This window comes from Aliiglaciecola sp., assembly GCF_039982535.1.
GTDB lineage: Bacteria > Pseudomonadota > Gammaproteobacteria > Enterobacterales > Alteromonadaceae > Aliiglaciecola.
This window is the reverse complement of record NZ_JBDWYG010000007.1, coordinates 213,180-228,488: the sequence shown is the minus strand read 5'-3', so window position 1 is coordinate 228,488 and position 15,309 is coordinate 213,180. Positions and strand designations below refer to the sequence as shown.

Below are 15,309 nucleotides of genomic sequence, written 5' to 3'. Positions count from 1 at the left end.
AGTGACTTTTGGCACTAAACATTATCTCTAGATTATTTAAACTGGACTCAAATCAAAGCGATGAGCTTAATTATTGTTTTAATTTAAGATAGTGAATTAATGGAGATAAAAATGACAACCTTACTTGCTAGTTTATTCTTTGCACCGTTTATTATAGGAGCCTTGGCTTTTATTCTGTTCAGGCTCCCGTTCAAAGCCACAAAAAGTAAATTCAAGCCTAAAAAGTTTAGTGGTTACTATACTGCGATCATATATTCACTGGTATGTTTCGGTGCGCTCACGGCACTTATGACCATATATTTTCCTATGCTGGTTGAAGAAAAAATGCTGTCTGCGGCCATCGAGTCGCAAGGTTTCATCATAAGTTTACAAGTCATTTTTAGCATCTTAAGCGTGTTATTCGGTATTATGATGCTGGTTTTTTCCTTGCAGCGAGTACATAGTCTTAAGCCAATTGTCACTAAATATCGACATTCAATCATCGCTTCAGGAATTGTTGTCCTTACCGTTCTTACCGCCTTTGGCGGCGGCAAGTTGTTTGCAAACATTGGCAATGCTCAAATTATATTCTGGTTTGCTCCTGGTATAATTGGCGGTATAACAATATTTCTAATTTCAAACGTTTTCGCCCCTAGGGTTAGGTTAAAACATTAATTTTCGCTTTGCTCAAAGTGTTGTTCACGGTATTCCTTGGGGGTTTGGTCAAAGTGTTTGCGAAACACAGCATACATATATTGTAGTGAGGGATAACCACACATTAATGCAATTTCCGATGTTTGCTGTTCACTCGTGGTAAGCATATTACAAGCTTTCGCGAGTTTCTCATTATGAATTTCATTGTGAATACTGTGACCTCTTTCTTCATGAAAGCGAGACTCTAGATTGGATCTTGAAATACCAACATAATCTAAAACTTGATCTACTTTTATGCCTTTACAGGCATTTTGACGAATAAAGTGCATGGCTTGTATTACATGAGGGTCTTTTAAGGCTTTAAAGTCTGTAGATTGTCGCTGGGCAACGCCTACAGGAGGAACGGTCACAATTTTATTTTTTAGGTTTGGGTTTTCCAAACGACGGTGAAGTAACTTAGCAGCCTGATAGCCCATATCAAACCCACCTTGCGTAACAGAGCTTAAACTGATTCGACTCAAATTTCGGGCAATATCATCATCGTCAATTCCGACAATAGAAATCTGATCAGGCACCATCTTACCGGTATGATCGCATGCTTGCAGCAAATGACGGGCACGGGCGTCTGTGACGGAGATAACCCCTACTGGATTAGGCAAACTTTGCAACCAATCGGATAATCGGTTCATTGAATATTGCCAGGTTTCTGGACGCGTAGGATGCCCTCGATACACAGCACATTCGTAGCCATCTTCCTTACATAATTTGATAATGGCTTTTTCACGCTCGGTGGCCCAACGATGATTATCATCTGGCGGAAAGCCATAAAACGCAAAACGCTCTAAGCCTTTATGTTTTAGGTGTTCGTAGGCGCATTTCACCACAGCGACGTTATCGGTGGCCACATATGGAACTTTGGGGTAATCATCGAGGTTTTCGTAAGAGCCACCCACTCCGATAATAGGAAGATCAATATGCTCTACTGCTTGTTGAATAGATGGCGCGTCGAAATCAGCAATGATGCCGTCTCCGACCCAGTCATTGATATTATCTATCCTAGCTAAAAAATCTTCCTCTAAGTACACATCCCAATCTACTTTGGAAGATTGTAAATAGTGCCCAATCCCTTCAATGACTTGCCGATCATAAACTTTATTTGCATTGAAAAGTAACGAAATACTGTGCTTTGCCTTGAACATGCAACACCTCTTTTACGTATTAACATAATTACGTTTTTTTAAGTGAGCGTATAGTAATACCAAATCTAGTAAAAAGAACCCAGACAACAAATTACGAAATTTAATAATTAAATAACATAATTGATACAAAATGGCCTCTCGTAAAAGATGCACAGACATTTTTTCACTTACTGAGACCAACATGTACCTTGGCGTTGATTTAGGCACTTCAGGCATTAAAATTATTTTAATGGACGAAACAGGCAATATTGTAGACAGCGAAACAGAAGCGCTACAGGTTTCTCGTCCACAACCATTATGGTCAGAACAAGACCCTCAGCACTGGTGGTCTGCATGTGACACCGTTATGCAAAAATTGGCAAAACGAAACCAATTACAGCAGGTTAAAAGTATTGGCCTATCTGGACAAATGCATGGCGCGACTCTTTTAGACAAGCAAAACAAAATTATTCGACCGGCCATTTTATGGAATGACGGGCGCAGTCAAGCCCAATGCGAAGAGCTTGAACAGCAAGTAGCAAATTGCCATCAAATTACTGGCAATTTGATTATGCCCGGCTTTACCGCACCGAAAATTTTGTGGGTTCAACAAAATGAGCCAGAGAACTTTGAAAAAATTGCCAAAGTTTTGTTACCAAAAGACTATTTACGTTTCCTTTTAACAGGCGATTTTGCATCTGACATGTCTGATGCAGCGGGCACCATGTGGCTCGATGTAGAAGCACGAGACTGGCACAAAGATATGTTATCAGCCTGTGGTTTAACCATTGAACAGATGCCTAAGTTATTTGAAGGAAACCAAATTAGCGGGCATTTGAACAAAGATTTGGCTAACCGTTGGAATATGCAGTCCGTGCCCGTTGTCGCTGGCGGAGGTGATAACGCAGCCGGAGCCATTGGAGTCGGTTTAGTTAAACCCGGCCAAGCAATGATTTCTCTAGGAACATCAGGTGTGTATTTCCTGGTTTCAAAGGGATTCAAAGCCAATCCTAAGATGGCAGTACATAGCTTTTGCCATGCGGTTCCCAATACTTGGCATTTAATGTCTGTGATGCTCAGTGCGGCAAATTGTTTGCAATGGTTTGCCGAAGGCGTAGCCAAAACAAATGTAACCGACTTATTAACAGAGCTGGAGTCCAAGTCAACTGCATTGGACATCAGTCAAGCCCCCATTTTTCTTCCCTATCTAAGTGGTGAAAGAACGCCACACAATAACCCCCATGCCAAAGGTAACTTTTTCGGCATAACCAATGAAAGTCATCAAGCAAGTTTTACCCTCGCGATTATGGAAGGGGTGAGTTTTGCCTTTGCAGATGGTGTCGATGCCGTCCATGACTCTGGTGCTCAAGCAACAGAAATCACCTTAATTGGCGGAGGTGCCAAAAGTCCCTATTGGCGCCAATTATTAGCCGATGTATTAAATACAAAAATTACCTTTCGTAAAGGTGGTGATGTAGGGCCAGCGTTAGGTGCTGCAAGACTCGCTAAAATGGCGATTCACCCTGAACTAAGTCTAGATGAGGTGTGCCCAGAGCCTGAGATTGTAGAGGTCCACCAACCTAACCCCCATATGGTGGCCATTTATCGCTCCCGTCGAGATAAGTTTAAGAAATTATACCCAGCTCTAAAGGAGCTGTTTTAAATGTTAGCGTGCTGTCGGCTTTTTCAACTGACTTTCAGTAAAAAGCACAAGAGTCTAAGCACAAATCGTAATTGTTAGCTTTGCAATAAACACTCACTATTCATTTTATATTCACAGCAGTCATTAATTTGTAGCAGGAGACCAACATGTCCCAATATTTCGAAAACATTGAAAAGATCCAATATGAAGGTGTGGATTCAGATAATCCATTGGCGTTTCACCATTATAATCCAGAGCAGATGATTCTTGGCAAAAGCATGAAAGAGCACTTACGTTTCGCAGCGTGCTACTGGCACAACTTCTGTTGGGATGGTGCTGATGTATTTGGTCAAGGCACCTTTGGTCGCCCATGGTTGAAACCTGGTGACCCTATGCAACGAGCAAAACAAAAAGCGGACGTGGCATTTGAGTTTTTTAACAAACTAAACATTCCTTTTTATTGCTTTCACGATATAGACGTTTCTCCAGAAGGCGACTCCATCAAAGAATACACTGAAAACTTTGCACAGATGGTAGATGTGTTAGAAGCAAAGCAGGAAGAGTCAGGAGTGAAGTTATTATGGGGCACTGCCAATTTGTTCAGTAACCCTAGATACGCAGCCGGTGGCGCAACTAACCCTAACCCAGAGGTATTTTCCTACGGTGCAACTCAAGTATTCCATGCGATGAATGCCACCAAACGTCTTGGCGGTGAAAACTATGTTTTATGGGGTGGTCGTGAAGGTTACGAAACCCTGTTAAATACGGATTTGCGTCAAGAACGTGAGCAACTTGCTCGTTTTATGCACATGGTCGTAGAGCATAAACACAAAATTGGATTTAAAGGTACTTTACTTATAGAGCCTAAACCTCAAGAACCCACCAAGCACCAGTACGATTACGACAGTGCCACCGTGTACGGTTTCTTAAAACAATATGGTTTAGAACAAGAATTTAAGATGAATATTGAAGCTAACCATGCAACCTTAGCTGGTCATTCGTTCCACCACGAAATAGCTACTGCTGTTTCCTTAGGGATTTTTGGCAGCATTGATGCAAACCGCGGTGATGCACAAAATGGTTGGGATACAGATCAGTTTCCTAATGCCGTAGAAGAGTTATCTTTGATTATGTATGAAGTACTCAAAGCTGGCGGTTTTACCACAGGTGGACTTAATTTCGATACTAAATTACGTAGACAAAGTTCCGATCCTACAGACTTATTCCACGGCCATATTGGTGGCATGGATCACATGGCATTAGGTTTGAAAAAAGCCGCAGAGATCATAAACAATGACTTCTTATCTGCCAAAGTTAAAGAGCGTTATGCTGGTTGGAACAAAAATCTAGGGAAAGAGATTATCGGTGGTGAACATTCTTTGGAATCATTGGCCAAATTTACAGTGGATAATTCATTGGATCCGAAACATCAAAGCGGACAACAAGAATTGTTGGAAAATAAAGTAAACCGTGTACTTTATGGTTAAACCTTAGGGTTACTCATTTTACGTTAACGAATAAAAAGGCCTCTTAATACGAGGCTTTTTTAGATTTAAAGGGTGACCAAAGCAATGAGTGAGTTTTTGACTTTGGACGAGGAAGGTGACTTATTCACGCAACCCTTTGCCACTATATGCCCAGTATATTCCGCCAAATAAATGCGCCACAAAAGCACTATTTTCATAGACTGCAGGTAAATGGCCTAACCCCGTATAAAAAGCGCGTCCACCATGAACCTCTTGATACCAAGCAATGGGATGAAACTCTCCCATTCCCTGGCCTTTAACTCTTCCCCAATCGGCTTGGGGGGCGTAAGTTGACTCATCAACACTCAAAATATAATTTAAGTTAGTACTTAATTCTGGGCCATACTGATACCATTCATCGGTCCATAGTGACACATCAGGTAGCAATTCCAACCCAGGGAAAGTCCGGTCAATAACCGACAGCTCTGCGGTCTGAATAAGCGGATGAATGACAAATTGTCTGCCTACTAACTTTCCATACCAGGGCCAATCGTATTCTGTATCACTTGCGCTATGCACGCCTACAAAGCCCTTTCCAGATTCAATAAATTGTTCAAATGCGGTTTGCTGTGGCTGATTTAAAATGTCCCCAGTGGTAAGTAAAAACATAACCACGTCATACTGAGCGAGATCCTTTTGATTGAATATATTCGCATCTTCGTGCCAATCCATATCAAAATGATGTTTTTCCGACATCTTTGTGAGGGCGCTTATTGCTTGATTCACTGAAGTATGATGAAAACCAGCCGTTTTGCTAAAGACTAAAAGCTTAAACTGTTTGGCCTGCGCTGACATGCTGATGAATAAGGTTACAACCAATACAGCAAATAGGTTTAAGCCATTTTTTATGCTCATAACACCTTTCCTTTTACAAAGTATCTAAAACCAAAAAGGGTGCAAACAAAATGCACCCTTATTTATTAATAATCAGCTCTTAACCAATCATATCTTCTAACTCAGTCCCTTTAGTTTCATGCACTAACTTCACGACAAACAACACCGACAATAGCGCGCAAGAGGCATAAAAACCGTAAGCTCCTGCTAAGCCAATACTAGACAGCATGATTGGGAATGTCATGGTAATGGCGAAGTTCGCGCCCCACTGAAATAACCCAGCTACCGCCAAACCGGAACCGCGAATTTGGTTAGGAAACATTTCTCCCAACATCACCCACATTACCGGTCCCCAAGAGAGGTTAAAGAAAAATACATAAGCATTAGCAGACACCAAAGCTAAGGTGCCTAAACTGCCCAGATCTAAATTACCACTGCTATCAAATTCGGCTGTTGCAAAACAAAAGACCATTAACCCCAAGGTCAATGTCATGCCTATCGAGCCTATTGTCAAAAAAGGCTTACGGCCAATTTTATCAATTAGCATCATAGTAATGACACAAGCGGCAATACTCACTGCACCACTGATAATATTAATCAGTAACGCGTCTGACTCGGAAAATCCAACGGCCTGCCACAACACTGCGCCATAATAAAAAACAACATTGATGCCGACTAGTTGTTGGAACACCGCTAGACCAATCCCTACCCAGACGATTTTTCTTACTTTTCCTGATTGCTTATCCTTCAAATCAGATAATTTAGGTTGATGGTCATCTGCTAACGAAGCTTTAATATCTGTTAATTTTAGCTCTCCTGCCCCAACACCATATAAACGAATAAGCACCTCTTTAGCTTGAGGAAGTTTGTTTTTTATGACTAAAAAGCGTGGGCTTTCTGGAATAAACAACAAGCTGCCGAGAAATAAGCATGCAGGTACTAATTCAATCCAAAACATCCAACGCCAAGCGCTAAATCCCATCCATAAATCAGCTGTTGATACACCAGCTAAATCAGCAAGAAAGTAGTTGCTAACGAAGGCTGCAAATAAGCCGCAAATAATAGCGACCTGCTGAATTGTTGTCAGCATACCGCGTAATCTTGCTGGTGCGATTTCACTAATGTAAGCCGGGGCCATAACTGATGCAGCTCCCACAGCTAAACCACCCAAAATGCGATAAATAATAAACTCGCCAGACGTATCAGCAATACCAGATCCCCAAGCGCTGATAATAAAAAATATGGCTGCTATGATCAGAATTGTTTTTCGACCAAATAAATCGGCTAATCGTCCAGCACAAAATGCGCCTACTGCACAGCCCAACAACATACTAGCGACGTTAAAACCTGTCCCCACACTGTCTGACTTGAATGCAGTTTGTAAACCGTCAACGGTACCGTTAATGACTCCACTGTCGAAACCAAATAAAAAACCACCAATAGTTGCTACACAACTCACCAAAATGATGAACAGCATATTTTCTTTTTCTTGTATCAACGGACGCCCCTAAATGTTGTATCTGATTTTTAGCTGGCAGCCGAAAGCTTTCCATTGCCTTTCAATCACATAACACTGTTAAAGAATTGTTAACGGATAGAATATAGAGAAGACTGTAATTTTGGAAACAAAAAATAATTAAAATAAATCCAATACTAGATTAATGAATGGGATCACCTGCAGGGCTTAGTAAGCGCCTCTGCTAAATGCTTTGGTAACAGAATGACTGGCGGCTCAGACAATAGGTAAGGTAGTTGTATATTTAATTTGTTCCATGGCAAAACTAGAGGTCACATCCGACAGGTCGATGCCTGATACTAACTTTTTATAAAACACATCGAAGGCTTTAAGGTCTGCGACCATCACTTTAAGCATGTAGTCGTACTCTCCGCTCATGCGATAAAATTCAACTACCTCTTCTAAGTTACTGGCATGAACAGCAAACATTTTTAGCCATTTATCATCATGTTTGCCCGCTTTGACTTGTACGAATGCAGTGACATTTAAGCCGACTTTTTCACTGTTCAACAAGGCCACTCGACGATTTATAATCCCCTGTTTTTCAAGGAGTTGAATACGCCGCCAGCAAGGTGTGTTGCTTAGCCCTACCTGCTCGGCAATTTGACTGACCGAAAGTGTTACATCTTGCTGCATTAACCGTAAAATTGCCTTATCAATAGCATCCACAATGTATATATCCAAATTTATTAGAATAAAATTCTAATATAAAGCAAAAATGTAAAACAGTTTAGAATTTTTTACTTTTTTTCTGTGGCACACTTAATAAAAAACAACAATGGATACAAATTTTATGTTGGCAAGGCAAAACACCATTCAACCTCAAGTAGCGTTAAACGAAAAGATACATGACAACATCACCCAAACAATTGGCAATACGCCATTGGTTAGGCTGTCACGATTAATCGAAAATAGCGGACTCGAATGTGATCTTGTTGCCAAAGTGGAATATTTTAATCCTGCGGGCTCGGTAAAAGATCGCCCTGCCCTAGCGATGATCGACGCGCTAATGGCCTCTGAAGAATACACCCCAGACACCCATATCATTGAACCCACATCTGGCAACAATGGAGTGGCTTGTGCATGGATATGTGCGATTCGAAAAATCCCCTTAACCATTGTTATTCCTGAGCACATGTCCATTGAACGCAGAAAGTTAATCCGTTTATATGGTGCACAGGTGATTACCACACCCAAAGCCTTGGGCACTAAAGGCGCAATTGACCACGCAGCGTTATTGGTTAGCCAACAACCTAATGCCGTTTCATTAGATCAGTTTTCTAATCAAGCTAATGTGGACACCCACTTTAATTCCACCGCCCAAGAGATTTGGCGGGACAGCGGTGGCAATCTCGATATCTTTGTCGCTGGCGTGGGCACCGGTGGCACTATTACTGGTATTGCTAAAGCATTGAAGCAACTGAATCCCAACATCCAAATAGTTGCCGTTGAACCCAGTGCTTGCCCAGTGTTAAGCGAAGGAAAAAGTGGAGTTCATAAAATTCAGGGACTCAGCTCTGGCCATGTTCCTGATATTTTAGACGTCAGTGTCATAGATAAGATTGAAACAGTAAGCGATGAGGATGCCGTTGAATACGCGAGAATGTTGGCCAGAGTAGAGGGTATTCCAGTGGGTATTTCATCCGGCGCAGCTGTGTGTGCAAGTATGCGTTTAGCTAACTTAGCAGAGAATAAAGGCAAAAGAATTGTGACATTATTTGCTGATACAGCGGAACGTTATTTTAGCACTGACTTGTTTTCTCATTGCCAGTAAATTTAGGCTAGTTCAGCTTACTATGCGGGTTTAAAGCAAAAATACACTAGGCTGTAAAAAGCTTCTTGCCGGGTGAAAAATCGGGATTTTCAGATAAGTCAGTAATTTTTGCGCTGGCTTTCCCTTGAAATTTTTAGTCGTAGCACAAGATCTTAGGTATGATGAATTATTATCAACCAGCAAGGATCAATATTGGCTATTAAACTCGGGATCGTCATGGATCCTATCGAAAGCATAAATATCAAAAAAGACACCAGTTTTGCGATGTTATTAGATGCTCAGCAACGTGGGTATGACATTACCTATATGGAAATGTCTGATCTTTATATTGATAACGGCGTTCCTATGGCGCAAATGCGTCCTTTAAAAGTTATCAAAGATCCACAAAAATGGTTTGAGCTAGGTGAGTCAAAGAACCGTAACTTAGCTGAGCTCGATGTTATTTTAATGCGCAAAGATCCTCCTTTTGACAGTGAGTTTCTATACTCCACACATATCTTTTCATTAGCTGAACAGGCCGGTACGTTAATTGTAAACCGCTCCTCCAGCCTACGAGACTTTAACGAAAAGTTATTTACTTCTTGGTTTCCAGATCTAATCCCAGATACCTTAGTTACCCGTAATTCAGCCCTGATCCGCGAATTTCATAAAAAACACCAAGACATTATTTGCAAACCCTTAGATGGAATGGGTGGTACATCTATTTTTCGCGTCACTCCAGAAGGCACCAACTTAGGTGTGATCATGGAAACGTTGACTGATAATGGTTCTACTTATGCCATGTTCCAACGCTATATGCCGGAAATTAAAGACGGCGACAAACGTATTCTGATCATTGATGGACAAGTCGTCCCCTACTGCCTCGCGCGCTTACCTAGCAAAGGTGAAACCCGCGGCAACTTGGCAGCAGGCGGCACCGGGAGAGCCCAACCTTTATCTGATTCTGATCGACAGATTGCCGAAAAAATTGCGCCTCTATTAGTGGAAAAAGGCTTAATTTTTGTTGGTTTAGATGTGATTGGCGACAGAATTACCGAAATTAATGTAACCAGCCCTACCTGTGTTCAAGAAATTGAAGCTGCATACGACGTTAATATCACAGGTATGTTATTTGATGCCATAGAGAAACGTTTAGGTGATAGAAATGCAGAGCTTTGAACATCATTTATTAGTTGCCATGCCAAGTCTTGATGACCCCTATTTTGCCCGCTCGCTTACTTATATTTGCGAGCATAATGACAAAGGCGCTATGGGCTTGGTAATTAATCAGCCCATTGGTATGAGTTTACAAGAGTTGATTAATCAAGCTGATAAAGATGCGATAGTATTGGAAGAAAAAGCCGATGAAATCGTCTTGGCTGGTGGACCTGTGAGTCAAGACAGAGGCTTTATTTTACATACTACTCAGCCAGGGTGGAGTTCAAGTTTACAACTTACATCTGAGATAATGATCACTACCTCCAAAGATATATTATCAGCCCTTGGTAACGAACAAGCACCTGCCAAATCATTAGTGACTTTAGGTTACGCTGGGTGGTCTGCTGGTCAACTTGAAGAGGAAGTGCAAAACAACTCATGGTTAATAGTGGAAGCCGATGAGGAGTTGTTATTTGATGTTCCTATACATAAAAAATGGGAAGAAGCTGTACGTCGACTTGGTATTGATGTGTGGCAACTTGGACCGGATGCTGGCCATGCTTAAAAGGCGTATAACAATATGACAGTCACATCTAAAACTTTGTTGGGATTTGACTTTGGCACTAAAAGTATTGGTGTTGCAATTGGCCAAGAAATTACCGGCACAGCCTCGCCATTAGAGGCAATTCAAGCTCGAGATGGTATTCCAGATTGGGATTTGGTTAAAAACGTCTATGAACAATGGCAACCCCACTTGGTGGTAGTTGGTTTACCGCTAAATATGGACGGCAGTAAACAAGAAATGACCTTTAAAGCGCAAAAGTTTGCCAACAGGTTGCATGCTAAATTTAAAGTTCCGGTGCAAACCCTAGACGAACGATTAACCACTGTGGATGCCAAAGCTCGACTTTTTGAGATGGGCGGATTTAAAAAGCTCAGCAAAGGCAAAGTGGATAGCGCTTCGGCGTGCTTAATCTTAGAAAGCTTTATGTCTCAGTAGCTTCAGTTCTCGCTGGCAATAGTGCTAACACTATTGCCGCAATTCCAGCACAGCGCAAAACTTCCTTCATTTTCTTCATGGCATTTATCACACACCCAACTCTGGGTATTTTCAGGCTCAAGGTTGAATTGGTCTATCAATTTAGAGGCCTTGTCTTGCCATGCGTCATCGGTTAACCACACTTCGGGCATAGCATCTAGTGGTGATAATTCGCCAATTGCCCCGATGGCAAATTCATTTTTGATAAAGTTAGGGATCTGATGATCATCTAATAACTGCTTAATTTGATAAATTCGAAAACGCTCATGGTGCCAATAGATTTTCTTCATCAAAGCTAATCCATATCAATTGAAACATTCGACAACGAACCTAAGCTTGTTCCCTCTTCTGTATCCAATTTAATCATTAAGCGTAGATCATTGGGAGAATCCGCATGGTGGATGGCCTGCTCCAGGCTAATCCGTTCTTGTTTGTATAATTCATACAAAGCCATGTCAAAGCTTTGCATGCCCATTTCTTTGCCTTTTTTCATGGCTTCTTTAAGGGAGCCTATCTCATTACGTTGAATCAGATCTGTCACCAAAGGTGAATTGAGTAAAATCTCAATTGCTGCCACACGTCCCTTACCATCTATCGTCGGCACTAATTGTTGAGCAACGATAGCGCGTAAATTTAAACTCAAGTCGAAGCGTAATTTCTCGTGCTGTTCCGGTGGTGCTAAGTGCATAATCCGCTCAATCGCTTGGTTGGCATTGTTAGCGTGCAAAGTAGCTACACATAAGTGACCGGTATCGGCAAAAGACATTGCATATTCCATCGTCTCCATGGAGCGGATCTCACCAATCAATATCACATCAGGCGCTTGTCGCAACGAACTTTTCAACGCATCATCGAATGAACGAGTATCAATACCGACTTCCCGTTGAGTCACCACACAACCTGCATGCTCGTGAACAAATTCAATGGGATCTTCTATGGTTAATATATGACCACGAGAATTTTGATTACGATGCCCCATCAAAGCAGCCAATGAAGTGGATTTACCCGTACCAGTGGCCCCCACAAACAGTAACAGTCCACGTTTAGACATTATGACGTCTTTAAGAATCTCCGGTAAGCCTAGATCATCGGCTTTAGGAATTTGCGTAACAATACGTCGTACCACCATACCGGCCATATCCCGTTGCCAAAACGCACTGCAACGAAAACGACCTATACCGTCTCTAGCAATCGCAAAATTACACTCTTTACTGTCACTAAACTCGTCTTGTTGTTTTTCACTCATAACGTTATTAACTAACGCAAGTGCAGCTTCTTCTGTTAATCGTTCATCGTTAAGGGGAGTCATTTGTCCGTTTATTTTCGCACTAATGGGAAAACCAACCGTAATAAACAAGTCAGAAGCACCTTGTTCTGCCATTTTTCGAAGATAGGGGGTCAAATCCATTGGGTACTCCTAAAAACCAATTTTTGGTTGTTTATCAACAGATTTCGCTGCTGCGTCTTGTGCGGTAATTACACCCTGCGCGACTAAGCGTTGTAAACATTGATCCATAGTTTGCATGCCGTGGGACTGACCAGTTTGAATAACTGAGTACATTTGCGGCACTTTATCTTCGCGGATCAAATTACGAATCGCTGGAATCCCCACCATAATTTCATGGGCAGCAATACGTCCTCCGCCCACTTTTTTCAGTAAGGTTTGAGAAATAACCGCTCGCAACGATTCTGAAAGCATAGAACGCACCATTGATTTCTCTTCCGCGGGAAAGACATCAATGATTCTATCAATAGTCTTAGGCGCTGAGTTGGTGTGTAAGGTAGCAAAAACCAAATGCCCCGTTTCAGCAGCAGAAATAGCCAAGCGAATCGTTTCTAAATCACGTAACTCACCCACTAGAATAACATCAGGGTCTTCACGCAATGCTGAGCGAAGAGCATTGTTGAAACTATGAGTATCACGGTGTACTTCCCGTTGGTTAAGTACGCAGAGTTTGTTGTCATGAACAAATTCAATGGGATCTTCTATGGTAAGTATATGTTCGCGTTTACTGGTGTTGATGTGATCGATCATCGCAGCCAAAGTGGTACTTTTACCTGAACCCGTAGCCCCTGTGACTAATACAATACCTGTAGGCTGATTAATAATATCTTTAAAGATTGCTGGCGCACCTAAATCGTCTAGGGTCAGAACTTTGCTTGGAATGGTACGCAAAACCGCTGCAGCACCTCTATTTTGCATAAACGCATTTACCCTGAATCGCGATAAATCTTTCACTTCAAATGAAAAGTCGACTTCAAGATTTTCTTCGTATTCTTTGCGCTGTTTATCGTTCATGATTTCGTAAACCAACGCATGCACTTGTTTGTGATCCAACTCCGGCACATTTAATCGACGAATTTCACCATCTACACGAATAATCGGAGGCAAACCCGCTGATAGATGTAAATCTGATGCATTATTCTTAACACTAAAAGCTAAAAGTTCGGTAATATCCAAAATATAATTCTCCGTCTAAATAGTGGCTCATGGAAACAATAGCAGAACGTCTCAAAAGCGCACTTAAAAGCCTGTCGATGGCAGTAAATAAAGCTAATCGTGCGCCAAATTCAGTCCAATTACTAGCAGTGAGTAAAACAAAACCGGTATCTGATATCGTTCTTGCGTATGAAGCTGGACACCGATCTTTTGGCGAAAACTATGTCCAAGAGGGTGTAGAAAAAGTCCAAGAATTGCAAGAACTTAAAGATATCAAGTGGCATTTTATTGGGCCCATTCAGTCAAATAAAACTAAGCCTGTTGCAGAAAATTTTGATTGGGTACAAAGTGTCGATAGGGAAAAAATTGCCACGCGCCTTAATAATCATCGCAGTCCACACAAGAAATTAAATGTTTTAATTCAAGTCAATATTAACGCCGAAGAAAGTAAAGCTGGGGTTTTAGCCAATGAAGTTGAGACACTTGCCGCGCATATTGCTACACTACCTAACTTAACGCTTAGGGGATTGATGACGATTCCAAAAGCTTCACAATCTGCACAAGAATTGGTTAACACCTATCAACACATGCACCAACTTTTCGTCGACTTGCAACAAACTTATGAATCAGTTGACACATTATCAATGGGCATGAGCGCAGATATTGAACCAGCAGTGCTGTGTGGAAGCACAATGGTACGGGTAGGAACAGCCATTTTTGGTGCCCGCAATTACACAAACTAAGAGACAAGAATTTATGAGTGAAAAAACCATCGCGTTTATTGGCGCAGGTAACATGACACGTTCGATTATCTCAGGTCTAGTGAACTCTGGGTATGACCCAAAAAAAATTATTGCCAGCAACCCCTCTGTCGGCAAACTAGAAGCTTTAGCGTCTGAATTGAGTGTTAACACCACTCAAGACAACCAAGAAGCAGTCAAACAAGCTGATGTGATCGTGCTTGCTGTAAAACCCCAACTTATGGAAGGCGTTTGCCAAGACCTAGCCAGCAAACAAAATTTAGACGGCAAACTTTTCGTATCCATCGCCGCCGGTATCAGTCACGCACGCTTACTAGAAATGCTTGGAGGTGATTACGATTTGGTAAGAACAATGCCAAATACGCCAAGCTTGTTGAGTAAGGGTATGACAGGTTTATTTGCTCCTAGCACCTTAGCCGATGAATTGAGAGATTTTGTTGATCAAATGATGGCCAGTGTTGGTGAGACCCTTTGGGTTACTAAAGAATCTGACATCGATATTGTTATTGCTACAGCTGGAAGTAGTCCTGCCTATTTTTTCTTATTCTTAGAATCCATGCAGAATCACGCAATGTCGTTAGGAATGAGCCAATCCGATAGCAGAAAGTTAGTTCAACAAGCCATGTTAGGCGCAGCAGAAATGGTTTGTCACAATGATCACCTTGAAATTGGTGAACTTAGAGCCCAAGTTACTTCAAAAGGCGGTACTACTAATCAAGCAATAGAAAGCTTTCAAGAAAGTGATTTACCAGCAATAGTCGCCAAAGCGATGGATGCTGCAATTAGTAGAGCCCAACAAATGTCTAAACAATTTTAAGGTATCAAAGTA

At 41.6% G+C, this 15,309-nt stretch carries 16 protein-coding genes; 9 read left to right on the top strand and 7 right to left on the bottom strand.

Annotated features, from left to right (window positions below):
* Positions 1 to 111 precede the first annotated feature (111 nt).
* Positions 112 to 654, top strand: a complete 543-nt coding sequence (locus ABJV04_RS01035) for a hypothetical protein (RefSeq protein ID WP_348489241.1) — start codon at positions 112 to 114, stop codon at positions 652 to 654.
* Here ABJV04_RS01035 and ABJV04_RS01030 read toward each other — a convergent pair.
* Positions 651 to 1,832, bottom strand: a complete 1,182-nt coding sequence (locus ABJV04_RS01030; protein ID WP_348489240.1) for a DNA-binding transcriptional regulator — start codon at positions 1,830 to 1,832, stop codon at positions 651 to 653. The genes ABJV04_RS01035 and ABJV04_RS01030 overlap by 4 nt on opposite strands.
* Positions 1,833 to 2,013: 181 nt before the next feature.
* On the opposite strand from ABJV04_RS01030, the gene xylB reads away from it, so the two are divergent.
* Together xylB and xylA are read left to right on the top strand one after the other, a co-directional pair.
* Positions 2,014 to 3,474, top strand: a complete 1,461-nt coding sequence (gene xylB / locus ABJV04_RS01025) for a xylulokinase (protein WP_348489309.1) — start codon at positions 2,014 to 2,016, stop codon at positions 3,472 to 3,474.
* A gap of 146 nt (positions 3,475 to 3,620) precedes the next feature.
* Positions 3,621 to 4,940, top strand: coding sequence for a xylose isomerase (gene xylA / locus ABJV04_RS01020; RefSeq protein WP_348489239.1), 1,320 nt, complete (start codon positions 3,621 to 3,623; stop codon positions 4,938 to 4,940).
* A 120-nt stretch (positions 4,941 to 5,060) separates the two neighbouring features.
* Here the strand turns inward: xylA and ABJV04_RS01015 are convergent, their stop codons facing one another.
* From ABJV04_RS01015 to ABJV04_RS01005, 3 genes are all read right to left on the bottom strand, one after another.
* A complete protein-coding gene (locus ABJV04_RS01015) occupies positions 5,061 to 5,834 on the bottom strand; it encodes a ThuA domain-containing protein (protein ID WP_348489238.1) in 774 nt (257 codons plus the stop codon).
* Positions 5,835 to 5,913: 79 nt separating this feature from the next.
* Positions 5,914 to 7,290, bottom strand: coding sequence for a sugar porter family MFS transporter (locus ABJV04_RS01010; protein ID WP_348489308.1), 1,377 nt, complete (start codon positions 7,288 to 7,290; stop codon positions 5,914 to 5,916).
* 255 nt (positions 7,291 to 7,545) lie between these two features.
* Positions 7,546 to 7,998 carry an Lrp/AsnC family transcriptional regulator gene (locus ABJV04_RS01005; protein WP_348489237.1) on the bottom strand — a complete coding sequence of 151 codons (453 nt, stop codon included), beginning with the start codon at positions 7,996 to 7,998 and terminating at the stop codon, positions 7,546 to 7,548.
* 124 nt (positions 7,999 to 8,122) lie between these two features.
* Here ABJV04_RS01005 and cysK point away from each other — a divergent pair, with 124 nt between their 5' ends.
* The 4 genes from cysK (at position 8,123) to ruvX (ending at position 11,240) form a co-directional block, all read left to right on the top strand.
* Positions 8,123 to 9,103 (top strand): cysteine synthase A, encoded by a 981-nt coding sequence (gene cysK / locus ABJV04_RS01000; protein ID WP_348489307.1) that lies wholly within the window; start codon positions 8,123 to 8,125, stop codon positions 9,101 to 9,103.
* Between the two features lie 192 nt (positions 9,104 to 9,295).
* The gene (gene gshB / locus ABJV04_RS00995; RefSeq protein ID WP_348489236.1) at positions 9,296 to 10,261 is read left to right on the top strand and encodes a glutathione synthase; all 966 of its coding nucleotides are present in this window, start codon (positions 9,296 to 9,298) and stop codon (positions 10,259 to 10,261) included.
* Positions 10,248 to 10,805 (top strand): YqgE/AlgH family protein, encoded by a 558-nt coding sequence (locus ABJV04_RS00990; protein WP_348489235.1) that lies wholly within the window; start codon positions 10,248 to 10,250, stop codon positions 10,803 to 10,805. Before gshB ends, ABJV04_RS00990 begins: the two co-directional genes overlap by 14 nt.
* A gap of 15 nt (positions 10,806 to 10,820) precedes the next feature.
* Positions 10,821 to 11,240 carry a Holliday junction resolvase RuvX gene (gene ruvX, locus ABJV04_RS00985; protein WP_348489234.1) on the top strand — a complete coding sequence of 140 codons (420 nt, stop codon included), beginning with the start codon at positions 10,821 to 10,823 and terminating at the stop codon, positions 11,238 to 11,240.
* 2 nt (positions 11,241 to 11,242) lie between these two features.
* Here ruvX and ABJV04_RS00980 read toward each other — a convergent pair whose 3' ends face one another.
* The 3 genes from ABJV04_RS00980 to ABJV04_RS00970 are packed head-to-tail and all read right to left on the bottom strand — an operon-like array spanning position 11,243 to position 13,740.
* Positions 11,243 to 11,569: a DUF2007 domain-containing protein gene (locus ABJV04_RS00980; protein WP_348489233.1), complete on the bottom strand. Its 327-nt coding sequence runs from the start codon at positions 11,567 to 11,569 to the stop codon at positions 11,243 to 11,245.
* Positions 11,570 to 11,574: 5 nt separating this feature from the next.
* Positions 11,575 to 12,687: a PilT/PilU family type 4a pilus ATPase gene (locus ABJV04_RS00975; RefSeq protein ID WP_348489232.1), complete on the bottom strand. Its 1,113-nt coding sequence runs from the start codon at positions 12,685 to 12,687 to the stop codon at positions 11,575 to 11,577.
* Positions 12,688 to 12,696: 9 nt separating this feature from the next.
* Positions 12,697 to 13,740 (bottom strand): type IV pilus twitching motility protein PilT, encoded by a 1,044-nt coding sequence (locus ABJV04_RS00970; RefSeq protein WP_348489231.1) that lies wholly within the window; start codon positions 13,738 to 13,740, stop codon positions 12,697 to 12,699.
* A 29-nt stretch (positions 13,741 to 13,769) separates the two neighbouring features.
* Here ABJV04_RS00970 and ABJV04_RS00965 point away from each other — a divergent pair, with 29 nt between their 5' ends.
* Positions 13,770 to 14,462 carry a YggS family pyridoxal phosphate-dependent enzyme gene (locus ABJV04_RS00965; RefSeq protein ID WP_348489230.1) on the top strand — a complete coding sequence of 231 codons (693 nt, stop codon included), beginning with the start codon at positions 13,770 to 13,772 and terminating at the stop codon, positions 14,460 to 14,462.
* Between the two features lie 13 nt (positions 14,463 to 14,475).
* Complete coding sequence (gene proC / locus ABJV04_RS00960) at positions 14,476 to 15,297, top strand: pyrroline-5-carboxylate reductase (RefSeq protein WP_348489229.1); 822 nt, start codon at positions 14,476 to 14,478, stop codon at positions 15,295 to 15,297.
* The last annotated feature ends 12 nt before the right edge of the window (positions 15,298 to 15,309 follow it).